This is a genomic window from Acetobacter oryzifermentans, assembly GCF_001628715.1.
GTDB lineage: Bacteria > Pseudomonadota > Alphaproteobacteria > Acetobacterales > Acetobacteraceae > Acetobacter > Acetobacter oryzifermentans.
In genome coordinates this window covers 488,372-503,501 of record NZ_CP011120.1, presented here as the reverse complement: position 1 = coordinate 503,501, position 15,130 = coordinate 488,372, and the positions used below count along the sequence as shown (strand labels likewise).

Sequence of the window (15,130 nt, the reverse complement as noted above, 5' to 3'; positions counted from 1 at the left end):
GCATACAAAAAGGGGCGCAGCTTTAACCGGCTGCGCCCCCTTTTTTATAACCTATGGCAAGGCTGCATGAGAGCCCCTTGGGCAGGCCAAATACCTGCCCGCGTGGTGGCCTCTCAGTTTTCCGCCAGAGGCTGCCTGCTGGCCCGCACGCGGGAAACACGACGGCCCTCCATTTCCAGCACCTCAAACAGCCATCCCTCGTAAGCCACCTTATCCCCCACCGCTGGCACACGGCGCAGAAGGGCCAGAATAAGGCCGCCCAGCGTGTGATAGCTACCTTCTTCCGGCAGGGTTTTGATGGCCAGTTGGTCTTTCACTTCATCGGCGGATTCCGTGCCATCCAGCATCAGCACGGCATCTGGGGCCGGTTCTGTGTTCAGGCGCGTGAGTTTTTGAGGCTCGTGCGAAGTTTCCCCCACAATGGCATCAAACAAATCAGATGCCGTAACAATGCCTTCAAACGCCCCGTATTCATCAAACACAAAGGCCATGCCCAGTGGAATACTGCGCATGCGCTCCAGCATATCCAGCGCGGAAATACTATCTGGCACCACCACCATTGGGCGCAAACCTGCCTCTATAGAGGCAGGCATGCCGTCTAAAACACGATCCAGCATATCCTTGGCCAAAACCACACCCACGGGGTTATCCACCCCACCCTCGCACACCACAAGGCGGGCATAGGTGGTTTGCTTGAGTGCCTGCACCAGTGCCTCGCGCCCGGCATGGCGGTCTATCCATACCAGCTCGTTTCTGGGGGTCATGATGGCACGCACGGGCCTGTCTGCAAGGCGCAGCAGACGTTCGATCATGGTGCGTTCTTCATGCTCCAGCACGCCCAAGCGCGCGCCTTCTGCAATGTAGGCTTTCAGTTCTTCTTCCGTCAGCGTCTGGTTTACGGCATCTGCCGCACCCATCAGGCGCAGAACCACGTTGGAAGACTGGCGCAGCAGCCACACCACCGGGCGGGTGGCATTGGCCAGAACCTCCAGCGGTGCAGCCAGACGGGCGGCCACTTTTTCTGGTTCGCGCAGGGCCAGTTGCTTGGGTACAAGCTCACCCAGCACCAGCATAATGGCCGTAATCAGCACCACCACCACAATCATGGAAAGCTGCGGGGCAATAGGTTTAATGGCCGGAATACGCTCCAGCATGGGGGTAAGGTGCGCTTCTATTTGCACCCCACCAAATGTGCCTTCCAGAATGGAAACAAGTGTCATGCCCACTTGCACTGTGGGCAAGAAGATTTGCGGGTCTTCCGCCAGCCGCATGGCCCGCTCGGCCCCGCGTACGCCTTGTTCCTGCAACATGACCAGCCGGGGGATACGCACGGAAATAAGTGCAAGTTCCCCCATGGCAAACACGGCGTTCAGCAACACCAGAAAGAAAATGACAAGAATGGAAAGTGCCATGAAAAACGATATGCCCTCTGTGTAGGGTACCCGCGTGGCGGGTTTCTGGCGGGCAGAATAGGGGATGATTTCCCCCAAAGCCACAGCTAGGCCATACAGGAAAGCGTATTGCCTTATGCGGCGGCAGTATGTCTGCCTTCCGGATAAAGCGGACCAATTCGGTATGTTTTAGGCGTTCAGCGCAAAAAAAGAGCGGCCCCTTGCGGAAACCGCTCCTTTTTAAAACCCGATTCGGAAGGCCCGATCAGTCTGCCGCAGTGGCTTCTACTGCTGGCTTTGCTGCCGGAGCATCGTTTGCGCCTTCGGCTGTGCGAATCACCTTCACACGTGGGGCCTTGGCAGGCTTGCGTGCGGCAATGGCGTCCATCTGTTCTTCCACCTGTTTGGAGAAGACGTACTGGGCCGGGCGCTGGTTTGCCAGCGAGATTTCCGGGGCCATTGGTTTTTCTGTTTCGGGGCCAAACAGCGCCACTTTGGCAATATGCCAAGGGCGGCGCACGGCATCCATCACAGCGGTGGATTCGTAACCGGAATGCACCATGCAATCAGCGCATTTTTCGTAGTTACCGGTGCCGTAATCATCCCACTTCGTGTCATCCATCAGCTCACGGAAGGACTTGGCATAGCCTTCACCCAGCAGATAGCACGGGCGCTGCCAGCCAAACACGTTACGCAGCGGCTTGCCCCACGGCGTGCAGTGGTACTGCTCGTTCCCCGCCAGGAAGTTCAGGAACAGCGGAGACTGCGTAAACCGCCATTTGTGGCCTTTGCCCAAACGGAAGATATCGCGGAAAAGCTGCTTGGTTTTCTGGCGGTTCAGGAAGTGTTCCTGATCTGGTGCGCGTTCGTAGGCATAACCCGGTGCGGTCATGATTCCGTCCACGCCCATTGCCATCACTTCATCAAAGAAACTGGCAACACGCTGCGGATCTGCGCCATCAAACAGGGTGCAGTTGATGGAAACGCGGAAGCCGCGCTCCTTGGCTTTTTTAATGGCTGCCACGGCACGTTCATACACCCCATCTTGGCAGACGGAGGAATCGTGCATGGTTTTGTCACCATCCAGATGCACATCCCAAGAAAAGAAGGGGGATGGTTCATATTCATCCATCTTCTTTTCAAGCAGCAGGGCATTTGTGCACAGGTAAACGTATTTCTTACGCGCAATCAGACCGCGAATAATCTGCGGCATTTCCTTGTGCAGCAGCGGTTCACCACCGGCCACAGCCACAACTGGCGCGCCTGCCTCGGCATCTGCATCCATGCATTCCTGCACGGTCATGCGCTGGTTGAGAATGGCAGCCGGGTAGTCGATCTTCCCGCAACCTGCGCATGCCAGATTGCAACGGAAAAGCGGCTCAAGCATCAGCACAAGCGGATAGCGCTTCCGCTTCTTGAGATGCTGTGTGACGACATATTTGCCGACCCTGACGGCCTGCATTATCGGTACGGCCATAAACCCCCGCTCCGGCGCATCACTTACGCCCGTATCGTGACTGGAAAGAACTTGTTCAGTTCAGTGTGTAACAAGAAACGCGGCCGTGCTACCCGCGGCAAGTATTTCCGCCCTGAGCCATCAGGTGGTCAGACAGCATACTGAATACACGCGTTACGCGGCCACGCATGAAAGAAGATATTGGCCTGCATATATGTTGTGTGGTTTGTCAAGCTCAAGTGTTTTCACACTCCTGTTGCAAAAAGGCCACAATCACCAGCTTGTTTTGTTTCAATACTTGCGTTCTTGCGTGAAACATTAAACCACATGCCATCGGATCGCGATGTCTGTCGGCATGCAAACGCGGCGTAAGACACACTTCGGGTTGCGTCATCCGCCCAGGTACCAGACAGCAGCCCGCAACAAAAAGATGGAAACGATCGCATGGACAGTTCTCAGGACAAGAGCGCGCCTTCACCGATTCCGACGTTAGGGCGTTTTCCTGCTCTGGATCGGGTTGAGTATCCGGCGGACCTGCGCAATCTCTCGGTTGAGCAGCTTAAGCAGGTTGCGGATGAACTGCGGGCCGAAACGGTGGACGCGGTTTCCACCACGGGGGGGCACCTTGGGGCATCCCTGGGTGTTGTGGAGCTGACGGTTGCCTTGCATGCGGTGTTTGACACCCCTGATGACAAGGTAATCTGGGATGTGGGCCATCAGGCCTACCCTCACAAGATTCTAACAGGGCGGCGGGACCGTATCCGCACCCTGCGCCAGCCGGGCGGCCTTTCTGGCTTTACCCGCCGTGCAGAAAGCCAGTACGATCCGTTTGGCGCCGCGCATTCCTCCACCTCCATTTCCGCAGGACTCGGCATGGCCGTGGCCCACCACCTGCGGGCGGAGGAAGACCCCAGCTACCGCGAACGCAACGTGATTGCCGTGATCGGTGATGGCTCCATTTCCGCCGGTATGGCGTATGAGGCCATGAACAACGCCGCCGTGGCTGGCCCCGGCGCAGAACGGCTGATTGTCATCCTCAACGACAACGAAATGTCCATTGCCCCACCCGTGGGCGCAATGTCGAACTACCTGTCGCGCCTGATGTCCTCTCGCAAGTTCATGGGCTTGCGTGAACTGGCTGGCAAGTTCGTGAAAAAGCTGCCTGCCCCTGTGGAGCGCACGGCCCGCAAGGCGGATGAATATGCCCGCGGCATGATCACCGGCGGCACGCTGTTTGAAGAACTGGGTTTTTACTACGTTGGCCCTGTAGATGGGCATGATCTGCCACAGTTGGTCTCTATCCTGCGCAACCTGCGCGATACGGATAACGGCCCCATCATGCTGCATGTCATCACGGAAAAAGGCCACGGCTATCAGCCAGCCGAAAAAGCCGGAGACAAGTATCACGCTGTTGCCAAGTTCAACGTTGTTACAGGTGAGCAGAAAAAAGGCCCCGCAGGCCCGCCAAGCTACACCTCTGTGTTCTCGCGCGAACTCACACGTCGCGCCGCAACCGATAACAGGATTGCCGCCATTACCGCCGCCATGCCCTCTGGCACGGGGCTGGATGCCTTTGCCAAGGCTTACCCGGATCGGTTTTTTGATGTGGGTATTGCCGAGCAGCACGCCGTTACCTTTGCCGCAGGCATGGCCACGGAAGGGCTGCGCCCGTTCTGCGCCATTTATTCCACCTTCCTCCAGCGCGCCTATGACCAGGTGATGCACGATGTGGTGCTGCAAAAGCTGCCCGTGCGCTTTGCCATTGACCGCGCCGGTCTGGTAGGGGCCGATGGCGCCACCCATGCCGGATCCTTCGACATTGCCTATCTGGGCTGCCTGCCGGGCATGACCATTATGGCGCCATCAGACGAGCTGGAACTGCTGCACATGACAGCAACCGCCACCCTGTTTGATGAAGGCCCGATTGCCCTGCGCTACCCACGTGGCAGTGGCCTTGGGCTGGACCTGCCTGCCGAGGGCACGCCGCTGGAAATTGGCAAGGGCCGCATTATCCGTGAAATGGGTGGGCAGTCTGGCCCTGAAAAAGGCGGCGTGGCCATTCTCTCCCTTGGCCCACGTCTGGCGGAGTGTCTGAAAGCCGCAGACATGCTGGCCGCCCGTGGCCTGCCGCCCACCGTGGCAGATGCCCGCTTTGCCAAGCCGTTTGATACGGAACTGGTGGAAAACCTGGCCCGCAACCATGCGGTGCTGATCACGATTGAGGAAGGTTCGGAAGGTGGCTTTGGCTCTCTTGTTGGCCACCATCTGGCCCGCACAGGCCTTTTGGACAACGTCCGCTTCCGCCCCCTCACCCTGCCAGACCGCTTTATTGACCATAACACTCAGGCCGCCCAATATGCCGAGGCAGGACTCTCCGCTCCGCATATCGTCGGAACAGCTCTAAGCGCATTGGGCATCGGTGACATGCTTGAAGCGATCTTGCCAAACCGCGCAACCGGGACAAAATCTTAAGCCATGAAACGCTTTTCCATTCGTGCAGGCCTTGTGTTTGGTATGACCATGGCCCTCCTTCCGGTTGCTGGCGCTGGCATTTCCGCTCCGGCAGCTTTTGCCCAGTCTGCTCCGGCAAGTGCCGTAAGCGCGCCCATCCAGTCGCTGTACAAAGCGCTGGATCAGGTTCAGAACGCGCACAGCAGCTTTGCTGACCGCAGCCAGATAGTTGCTGGCGCTGTGGATCAGGCTTACGATCTTGAAGCCGTGCTCAAGGCCTCTGTTGGCCTGCGCTATGAGAGCCTGAGCCCGAGCGACAAGCAGAACCTGCTGGCAGCGTTCCGCAACTTTACCATTGCGCGCTATGTCTCCAGCTTTAAGCCCGGTTCTGGTGCCCGCTTCACCGTTTCTCCGTCTGTTACGGATGCCCCTGCTGGCGGCGGCAAAATTGTGGAAACCCATATCGGGTCTGATGACAGCATGCCCGGTACGGCTGTGAGCTACATCATGCACAACGAAGGTGGTGCATGGAAAATTACTGATGTGCTGCTCAGCGATTCCCGCATCAGCCAGGCGGCTGCCCAGCGGTCTGACTTCAGCTCCACGCTGAACTCTGGCGGTGTGCAGGGTCTGATTAATGTGCTGAACCGCAAGGTTCAGAACTACTCCAAAGATTAAGCAGAAGCGAGAAGCAACATCGTGCGCCGCAGCAGAAAGAAAACAGCGCCCCGACGGGGCCATAAAACGGTTGAGGTGTAATGTCCGCCTTTCCGTTTCTAGCTGCGGCCAGCGCGGTGCTGGCTGTTACCGGCTGTGTGCAATCTTCTTTGGGGGCGGGCCTTCTGGCCCGTTTCCGCCGCAAGGAGCACAAGCCGGTTGTTCTTAAAAACAGCCCGCCGGTTACAGTTTTAAAGCCTCTTTATGGCTCTGAACCCCTGCTGGAAGAAGCGTTAGAAAGCTTTTGTACGCAGGATTACCCGCAAGTTCAGATTCTGTTTGGTGTGCGGGATGCAGATGATCCGGCCATAGCCATTGTGCGCCGCCTGCAAGAACGCCACCCGGAACTGGATATGGATCTGGTGGTTAACCCCGTGCTGCACGGGCTAAACCGCAAGATCAGCAACCTGATGAATATCCTGCCACAGGCCAAGCACGATATTCTGGTTATTTCCGATTCTGATATTCATGTCAGCCCGGATTATCTTCAACATATTGTGGCCGGGCTGAGCAAACCCAACACAGGGTTGGTTACAACCCTATACGCGGGGCTACCAGCACGGCGCACTGTGGTGCAGATGCTGGCCGCTTGCCAGATCAACCACAACTTTCTGCCCGGCGTGATTCTTTCTCGCTATTTGGGGCGGCAGGATTGTCTGGGCGCCACCATGGCCCTGCGGCGTGAAACGCTGGAACAGGTGGGTGGGTTGGAAGCCCTGTTGCCGCATGTGGCGGATGATGCCCTGCTGGGCCGCCTTGTACGCCAGTTAGGCATGGATATTACCATTGCCGACTGCCTAACATGGACTACCATTGCCGAATCCAATTTTACAGAATTGTTAAAGCACGAGTTAAGATGGGGCCGCACAGTCTGCACGCTTGCACCGGCGGGCTATGCGGCTTCTTCAATCCAGCTTCCACTGTTCTGGGCTACGTTGGTGGTTCTGTTCCAGCCCCACGCAACGTGGACACTTCCTTTTTTCTGGGGTGTATGGGGCTTTCGCTGCCTTACCGCGTTAGTAATAGACCGCACTGTAGGGTCTCGCCCGCTTTGGCCACTTCTGCTTTTGCCTGTGCGGGACTGGCTTTCCGCCGCCATTATGGTGGGCAGCGCCAGCGGTACAGAAGTGCATTGGCGGGGGCAGACCATGCATGTGGCCCCTCACCCGGTTGGGCCTCCTTCATCTGGTGGTCTTTCCGCCAGACAGTAAACCCCGGTGCACGCAACACTTGCCTTCTGCTAACAGCCCAGAGTAAATCCCTCAGCTAAATGACCATGGAAGCCTTGCAGACCGCTTTTTTGCCGGCTCCAACCGCTTCACGCCCTTGTCAGGATAAAAACCGATGACGATGAGAACACTTTTCCTGCAGCCCCCGACTTTTGACGGTTTTGATGGTGGCGCAGGCTCGCGCTATCAGGCGCGGCGCGAAATCAAGTCCTTCTGGTATCCGACATGGCTGGCCCAGCCCGCAGCAATGGTTGAAGGCAGCCGCCTGATTGATGCCCCGCCAGCAGGTATCGGCATGGAACCGATTCTGGAAGATGTAAAAAACCGCGATCTGGTTATCCTGCACACCTCCACCCCATCCTTCGCAAAGGATGTGGAAGTGGCGCAGATGCTTAAAGACGTAAACCCCAACCTGAAAATCGGGATGGTGGGTGCAAAGGTTGCTGTTCAGCCAGAAGAAAGCCTGCTGAAAGGCGCGCCAATTGATTTTGTGGCCCGCAATGAATTTGATTACACAATTAAGGAAATTGCCGAAGGCCGTGACTTCAAGGATGTAGATGGCATTACATGGCGCAACAAGGATGGCGAAATTATTGCCAACCGTGACCGCGCCATGATTGAAGACATGGACAGCCTGCCCTTCGTTACCGAAGTGTACAAGCGGGATCTGCGTATTGAGGACTACTTTATTGGGTACCTCATGCACCCCTACATTTCCATCTACACGGGCCGTGGCTGTAAATCCCGTTGCACGTTCTGCCTGTGGCCGCAAACAGTGGGGGGCCACCGCTACCGCACACGCAGCCCGCAGCACGTTGCGGCTGAAATTCGTCTGGCCAAGCAGTACTTCCCGCAGGTGAAAGAGTTCTTCTTTGATGATGACACCTTCACCGATGACCTGCCACGTGCAGAAGCCATTGCGCGTGAGCTGGGCAAGCTGGGTGTTACATGGTCTTGTAACGCAAAAGCCAATGTGCCGCGCGAAACACTGAAAGTGCTGCGTGATAACGGCCTGCGCCTGCTTCTGGTTGGGTATGAAAGCGGCAACCAGCAGATCCTTCATAACATCAAGAAGGGTATGCGCGTTGAAGTGGCGCGTGAGTTCACCAAAAACTGCCACGAACTTGGTATTAAAATCCACGGCACCTTCATTCTGGGCCTGCCGGGCGAAACCAAGGAAACCATTCAGGAAACCATCCGCTTCGCGCAGGAAATCAACCCGCACACGTTGCAGGTTTCCCTTGCTGCGCCATATCCGGGCACGGCCCTGCACAAGCAGGCCACGGAAAACGGCTGGCTGGATGAAAACAACGCAGAACTTCTGGATGATAAGGGCGTGCAGATTGCACCGCTGCATTACCCGCACCTGTCCCACACGGAAATCTTCAGCAGCGTGGAAGACTTCTACAAGAAGTTCTATTTCCGTGCGCCCAAGATTGCCTCCATTCTGGGTGAAATGGTGCGGTCTCCGCAGATGATGAAGCGCCGCCTGCGTGAAGGTGTGGAATTCTTCCAGTTCCTTAAGAACCGTAAGGACGCTGCGTAACCCACGCATGCCACATGGGCGGGGGCAAAATGTCTCCGCCCATGACATGTGCCCCCTGCCGGTGCTAGATACAGCCGGAGCAAGATCAGGGGTTCTGTTATGAAACGCGCCATTATCTCTGCCGATGATTTCGGCATGTCGGTTGAAGTGAATGAGGCAATTGAAATTGCCCATCGCAATGGCCTGCTTTCAACAGCCAGCCTCATGGTTGCGGGTGAGGCTGTAGATGATGCCATAGAACGGGCCAAACGCCTGCCTACCTTAAATGTTGGCCTGCACCTTGTGGTGATAGAAGGCCCGGCTGTGCTGCCCCATACCAGCCTGCCGCTGATTACTCAGCCAGATGGATGGTTTTCATCCTCTCAATTTGGCTTGGGGGTGGATTACTTTTTCCGCCCGGAAGGACGCCGAGAACTGGAAGCCGAAATTACCGCCCAGTTTGAAGCCTTCCGCCGCACCGGCCTGCGGCTAGACCATGCCAACGCCCACAAACACATGCACCTGCACCCCACGGTTGGGCACCTGCTTATAACCATTGGCAAACGCTATGGGCTCAATGCCGTGCGCGTGCCGCTAGAACCGCCCGAACCCCTTTACGCCGCTGGCACCTATACAGATACGCTGGGTGATGCTGCCCTCCGCCGGTGGACAAGCCTTTTGCGCCATCAAGCCCATGCCGCTGGCATGAAAACAAATGACTGGTGCTTTGGGCTGGCATGGAGCGGCCACATGACAACAGACCGCGTGGCCGCACTGGCTGCACATCTGCCCGAAGGTGTTTCTGAAATCTACTTCCACCCCGCCACACATAAAAACGCTTTGCTGCAAAGGCTGATGCCAACTTATGAGCAGGAAGCCGAATTCAAAGCTTTGTGTTCTCCGGGCTTTCGGGCCGGGCTGGAACATGCCCATGCGCAGCTATGTGGCTGGCAGGATTTAAAGATGCCGCAGGACAATGTGCCACCTGTTGCAAAATTACCGTTATAACAAAAAATACATTCCGATATTGGCTTTTATTTCATTATTATCGTATTTTAGGAAATATTATTACAAATCCTAGCTTGACCACACAGATTGCTTCTGTTTGTGATGAGGGGCCAACAACCAAAAACAACAATAATGGTTTGTCCCATGTCTTGCATCTTAAGCCCTCGCGCTTTGCGTTCATCCGCTGCCTTTGCGCTAAAAGGTGAATTGTCCGGCTATCTGCGCTGGCTCACCATGCTGCCTTAAACAGACAGGCTGGCTCTACGGAGCTTTTTCCTTACCAGCATTGTGGTCAACATTTCCGACACTCATGATTTTGCGGGAAGCGGAATGACTTTTTTAAAAACATGCCGCCATAAAGCGGAGCATGATATGCCCGGGCGTGCATCTCCTACCGCCCTTTCTGTGCTGCTTGCAGGCTGCGCGGCTGTTGTATTGCCTGTTGGCGCACACAATGCAGCACAAGCGCAAAGCACCGCCACATCTCCGCTTACGGCCCAAACAGCCGTAGCACCTGTATCCGATGCCATTATTACGCCGGGAAACAACAAGGTGCACGCCGCCCCGGCAAAGGCAGCACGCCCGCTGGATGCAGAATCCCTCGGCCCGGATCTCAACGCCATTCGTCGCCCCCCCAACACGCCTATTCCGCCCAGCGGTGTGCCTGTTCTGCCGTTTCCCGGTATGGCCACCATGAGCGTGCAGCCTGTAGGGCCATCGGGAGATGCCTCGGCTTTTCATAAGGTGGAACTGGATTCCATCCTGCCCACAGAAGGCCCATCCCGCATGTTGCCCCCCAATCTGGATGCACTGCGGGATACGGATCTGAACGATCCGTACTACGTGCCCACGGCGGGATCTGGCGCGCTTATTCCGCAGCTTTCCCCTTTCCGGAATCGGCTGCGTGAAAAAGGCTTTACCTTTTCCTTTACTTATAAAGGGGAAGCCAATGGCCTGTTTGCCGGGGGCCGCCCGGGTCAAAAAGGCACAAGCTATGTGCATGAGCTTACCCTTCAGACCATTTTCGATCTGGGTAAAATGAACCCCAGTCTGGGCGGATGGTCTGTACATGCACTGGTGATGGAACGCGCCGGTAAGGCTATTCAGAGCACGCGCGTGGGCGAATCCTATGTTGGTTTGCAGGAAGTGTATTCTCTTTCCGGCAACGTGGTGGCCCACTTGGTGGATTTGTACGCTGAAAAGAAATTCCGCAACAACACGCTGGATGTCATTTTCGGGCGTATGTCACTTACCCATGTGTTTGCCACATCACCTCTGCTCTGCTCGTTCATGGTTACCTGTTCTGCGCCTGTGGCCATCAAACAAAATCCGGGCATGAGCGTGTATCCAAAAGCCACATGGGGGGCGCGTATCCGCTTCCGCCCCACATGGGATACGGCTATCCAGATTGGCGCATATTCTGTTGGCGCGCTCAACGAAAACCCCTCTGGCTGGGCATGGGGGGCAGAACACGCCACCGGTATTTCCTTGCCCATCGAATTTACGTGGCAGCCCTTTTTAACGCGTAACCGTCTGCCGGGGCATTATGTGCTGGGCTACGCGCATGACACCACGCGTTATGCCGATAAAATTGGTTCGGCCCTGCCAAGCGCTGTTGCCGCACAGGTGCCCGGCGCACGCTCCGCCCCGTCTGACATGTTCTGGCTGGAAGCAGACCAGATGGTGTATCGCCTTGGTGGGCGTAATATGATGGCCGGTGGCTACCTGATGGGCGGCTACATCCACGTAACCCCGCGCGCCGTAAATGTGTCCGACCAGCTTTATGGCGGTATTTCCCTTGTAGGGGTTATTCCCTCCCGCATGACAGACCGTCTGGGCATGATGTTTTCATGGTACAAGGTCAGCAACCGGCGGCGGCAGAGTGAACAACTGGCGCTGGATGGCGGATACGGCCTGCCAAGCGGTGTGTACGGCGTGCAGCATTCGTCTGATGTGATTGAGGCTTATTATGGTATTGATGCCCTGCCCGGCCTGCTGGTGCAGCCAGAGTTCCAGTATATGATACACCCCGGCGAAACACATAAAATCCGCAATGCGGGCATGATGGGCCTTAAGGTTATTGCCAACCTCTAGCAGGTTTTGTCCATCCATATGCAGTCTGCCCTAGTCAGGGCGGGCTGCCTCTGCTAGTCAGCCTGTCGAACGTTCAACCTACGCGACTGGCCTGCTGCATACCGGCATGACTGATACGCCCGAAAAAACATCTTCCGGCCCCCGCCTTTCCTCTAAAGCGGAAGCTGCCCGCGCCGAGCGCATGGCCCGGCAGGCTGCGGCGCTGCGTGCAAACTTGCGCCGCCGCAAGGAACAGGCACGCACCCGGCAGGACACAACAGATTCTGCCACCCCCACCAGTTCTGAACCCGGCGCACAAAACCGCCACCCTACCGGAGAAGATAAGACATGCCCGTGATGCCAGACACATGGATCCGCCAGATGGCACAGGACCACGGCATGATTGAACCGTTTGTGGAAAACCAGAAGCGCGAAGGCGTTATTTCCTACGGTCTTTCCTCCTACGGGTATGATGCCCGCGTGGCTGATGATTTCCGTATTTTTACGGATGTAAACAACGCCATTGTAGACCCCAAAAACTTCAGCCCGGATGGCTTTGTTTCCCGCCGGGCCGATGTGTGCATTATTCCGCCCAACAGCTTTGTGCTGGCCCATACTATTGAATACTTCCGTATCCCGCGTGATGTACTGGTGGTATGCTTGGGCAAATCCACCTATGCGCGCTGCGGCATCATCGTCAACGTCACCCCTTTAGAACCAGAATGGGAAGGACAGGTGACGATCGAGATCAGCAACACCACGCCGTTGCCTGCACGCATTTATGCCAATGAAGGCATTTGCCAGTTTCTGTTCTTTAAGGGTGAAAGCCCGTGCGAAGTAAGCTACGCAGATCGGGCCGGTAAGTATATGGGCCAGCGTGGCGTTGCCACCCCGCGGATGTAAGAGAGACCATGGATCGTTTCATCATCCGGGGCGGACGCCCCCTGCACGGCGAAATTACCATTGGCGGTGCCAAAAACGCAGGCCTGAAGCTGCTGGTAGCTGGGCTGCTCACATCTGAACGGCTGGTGCTTTCCAACGTGCCGCGCATTGCCGATATTGGCACCATGCGCGCCCTGTTGCGCCAGCATGGGTTGGAAGTAGAAGACGTAAATGGAGATGGCTCCACCATTTCCGTTGGTGGTGACATTACCAATACCGAAGCACCGTACGATATTGTTTCCAAAATGCGTGCATCCATTCTGGTACTTGGCCCACTGCTGGCCCGCTGCCATGAAGCCCGTGTTTCACTCCCCGGTGGGTGCGCCATTGGCACACGGCCTGTAGATATGCACCTAAAGGGGCTGGAAACTCTGGGTGCAGAAATTACGCTGGAAAACGGCTATATTCATGCCCGCGCCCCCAAGGGGTTGAAGGGTGAGCGCGTTATTCTGCCGTTTGCCTCTGTTGGGGCTACGGAAAATATCATGATGGCCGCCACCCTTGCCAAAGGGCGCACGGAAATTGTGAATGCCGCGCGTGAGCCGGAAATGGTGGATCTGGCCAACTGCCTAAACGCCATGGGTGCACGTATTTCTGGCGCAGGCACCGGCACCATTACCATTGATGGCGTAGAAGCCCTGCACGGTGCAAATCACCGTATTATGCCAGACCGTATTGAATGCGGCACCTATGCCTGCGCCGCCGCTATTACCGGGGGTGACCTACGCCTGATTGATGGGCATGTGGATCATCTGGGCGCTGTGGTGCGTGCGCTGGAAGAAACCGGCGTGGAAGTCACGCAGGAAGGCAATGTTATGCGCGTGCGCCGCACTGGCGCGCTACGTGGCATTGATATTATGACAGAGCCCTACCCCGGTTTCCCTACAGATATGCAGGCCCAGTTCATGGCGCTGCTTTCTGTGGCCGAAGGGGCCTCCATGATTACGGAAACCATTTTCGAAAACCGTTTCATGCATGTGCCAGAGCTAAACCGCATGGGCGCACGCATTAACGTGCATGGGTCTTCCGCCATTATCCGCGGTGTGCACAGCCTTTCTGGCGCACCTGTTATGGCAACAGATTTGCGGGCTTCTTTCTCTCTCATTCTGGCAGGGCTTGCCGCGCATGGGGAAACCATCCTCAGCCGCGTGTATCACCTAGACCGAGGGTATGAGGCTGTGGAACGCAAACTGGCAGCCTGTGGCGCACAGATTGAGCGCGTGCGGGACTAAGCCAAAACCCAACGGGCCAAGTTTGAAAAACGGGTGGTGGCCGCAATACCCCACCCGTTTTTCTATTCAGGCTTCGGGCGCTGTTTCCTCACTTACGGCAAAGCCTATCAGGCCGCCTATAACAGCAATAAGGCCCGCATAATCTGCTATTCCAAGTGAAATGCTGCCCAACAGCAGGGCCTCCCCCACCAAGGTAAAACCCACTTCTCCCGCCTGTGTGGCATCTACGGCAGCAATCAAATACGGATCTGAAGATAGATTGCGCGCATAGGTGAACAAGGGCGTGGCCAAACAGCCTGCAAACAATGCAATAAGGCCCGTGGATGTTATCTGCCCCATATCTGGCAATGGGGGGCGCACCAGCAGCAACAGGGCCGCAAAAAACGGTAGAGCGCCGAGTGTCATTAACAAAACAGCAGCCAGGGGGTCTTGCAACAATGCAGCATGTGGGCCAGCCTGATGGCGAAACCGATTAAGCAACTGGTTACCAATGGGGTAACAGAACGCCGCCACCAGCAACGGCACCACGCCAGAGGCAATTTGTGCCAACGGCACGCCAGCTTCCAACCGCCCTGCATTGAGAATAACGATACCCGCAAAAATAAGCACCAAAAACGCCACACCGCGTAAAGGCACCTTGCCGCCAAAGGCCCATAACACGATAGGCGTAGCCAAAATGGTGCTTTGCCACGTGGCGGCAACTATCCAGCCGGGGGCATGATTGGCCGCAAAGCAACAGCAGGCGTAAAAGACACCATACCCAATACCGCCCGCCACCAGCCAGAAGCGCAGCTTTTGCCAGAACAGGCGCCAGATTGCCGCCACCCAGCGTGGGCCTTTGGCCACAAAGCCCCATGCCAACAGCAGAAAAGCGGTTTCAATATAACGGAGTGCGGCACTCCACACCCAATGCCCACCATGCAGGCTGATAGACCGATTAAGCACAAAGGTGACAGAAAACAGGGCCGAGGCAATTAACCCCAACCCAATAAGCCGGGGAGCCCCCGCACCACCATGCCGCATATCTGCACCATCCAAAATAGGCGCTACCGCTGTGTTGTTATCCGCCATATCTGCGCCACCTGTTTTATAACCACAGCCTTTTT

Annotated in this window: 12 protein-coding genes; 9 read left to right on the top strand and 3 right to left on the bottom strand. The window is 56.4% G+C overall.

Annotation, left to right across the window (positions count from 1 at the left end):
* Nucleotides 1-113: 113 nt before the first annotated feature.
* Nucleotides 114-1,496 carry a hemolysin family protein gene (locus WG31_RS02470; protein WP_006116954.1) on the bottom strand — a complete coding sequence of 461 codons (1,383 nt, stop codon included), beginning with the start codon at nt 1,494-1,496 and terminating at the stop codon, nt 114-116.
* A gap of 160 nt (nt 1,497-1,656) precedes the next feature.
* Nucleotides 1,657-2,868 carry an adenosyl-hopene transferase HpnH gene (gene hpnH, locus WG31_RS02465; RefSeq protein ID WP_006116953.1) on the bottom strand — a complete coding sequence of 404 codons (1,212 nt, stop codon included), beginning with the start codon at nt 2,866-2,868 and terminating at the stop codon, nt 1,657-1,659.
* Between the two features lie 423 nt (nt 2,869-3,291).
* Between hpnH and dxs the strand changes: the two genes are divergently transcribed.
* The 9 genes from dxs to murA all read left to right on the top strand — a co-directional run bounded on the left by dxs (nt 3,292) and on the right by murA (nt 14,024).
* Nucleotides 3,292-5,319, top strand: coding sequence for a 1-deoxy-D-xylulose-5-phosphate synthase (gene dxs, locus WG31_RS02455; protein WP_063353531.1), 2,028 nt, complete (start codon nt 3,292-3,294; stop codon nt 5,317-5,319).
* 3 nt (nt 5,320-5,322) lie between these two features.
* On the top strand, nt 5,323-5,976 hold the full coding sequence (locus WG31_RS02450) for an ABC transporter substrate-binding protein (RefSeq protein WP_063353530.1): 654 nt from the start codon (nt 5,323-5,325) through the stop codon (nt 5,974-5,976).
* A gap of 80 nt (nt 5,977-6,056) precedes the next feature.
* On the top strand, nt 6,057-7,226 hold the full coding sequence (gene hpnI / locus WG31_RS02445) for a bacteriohopanetetrol glucosamine biosynthesis glycosyltransferase HpnI (protein WP_063353529.1): 1,170 nt from the start codon (nt 6,057-6,059) through the stop codon (nt 7,224-7,226).
* Nucleotides 7,227-7,359: 133 nt separating this feature from the next.
* Nucleotides 7,360-8,790 (top strand): hopanoid biosynthesis associated radical SAM protein HpnJ, encoded by a 1,431-nt coding sequence (gene hpnJ / locus WG31_RS02440; protein ID WP_006116947.1) that lies wholly within the window; start codon nt 7,360-7,362, stop codon nt 8,788-8,790.
* Nucleotides 8,791-8,889: 99 nt separating this feature from the next.
* The gene (hpnK, locus tag WG31_RS02435; protein WP_035352559.1) at nt 8,890-9,777 is read left to right on the top strand and encodes a hopanoid biosynthesis-associated protein HpnK; all 888 of its coding nucleotides are present in this window, start codon (nt 8,890-8,892) and stop codon (nt 9,775-9,777) included.
* 288 nt (nt 9,778-10,065) lie between these two features.
* A complete protein-coding gene (locus WG31_RS02430; RefSeq protein ID WP_063353528.1) occupies nt 10,066-11,871 on the top strand; it encodes a carbohydrate porin in 1,806 nt (601 codons plus the stop codon).
* A gap of 106 nt (nt 11,872-11,977) precedes the next feature.
* Nucleotides 11,978-12,208 carry a hypothetical protein gene (locus tag WG31_RS02425; RefSeq protein ID WP_006116944.1) on the top strand — a complete coding sequence of 77 codons (231 nt, stop codon included), beginning with the start codon at nt 11,978-11,980 and terminating at the stop codon, nt 12,206-12,208.
* Nucleotides 12,199-12,753: a dCTP deaminase gene (dcd, locus tag WG31_RS02420; protein ID WP_012812446.1), complete on the top strand. Its 555-nt coding sequence runs from the start codon at nt 12,199-12,201 to the stop codon at nt 12,751-12,753. Before WG31_RS02425 ends, dcd begins: the two co-directional genes overlap by 10 nt.
* 8 nt (nt 12,754-12,761) lie before the next feature.
* Complete coding sequence (gene murA, locus WG31_RS02415; RefSeq protein ID WP_006116941.1) at nt 12,762-14,024, top strand: UDP-N-acetylglucosamine 1-carboxyvinyltransferase; 1,263 nt, start codon at nt 12,762-12,764, stop codon at nt 14,022-14,024.
* 66 nt (nt 14,025-14,090) lie between these two features.
* Here the strand turns inward: murA and WG31_RS02410 are convergent, their stop codons facing one another.
* Nucleotides 14,091-15,095 carry a multidrug resistance efflux transporter family protein gene (locus WG31_RS02410; protein ID WP_063354842.1) on the bottom strand — a complete coding sequence of 335 codons (1,005 nt, stop codon included), beginning with the start codon at nt 15,093-15,095 and terminating at the stop codon, nt 14,091-14,093.
* Nucleotides 15,096-15,130 lie beyond the last annotated feature (35 nt).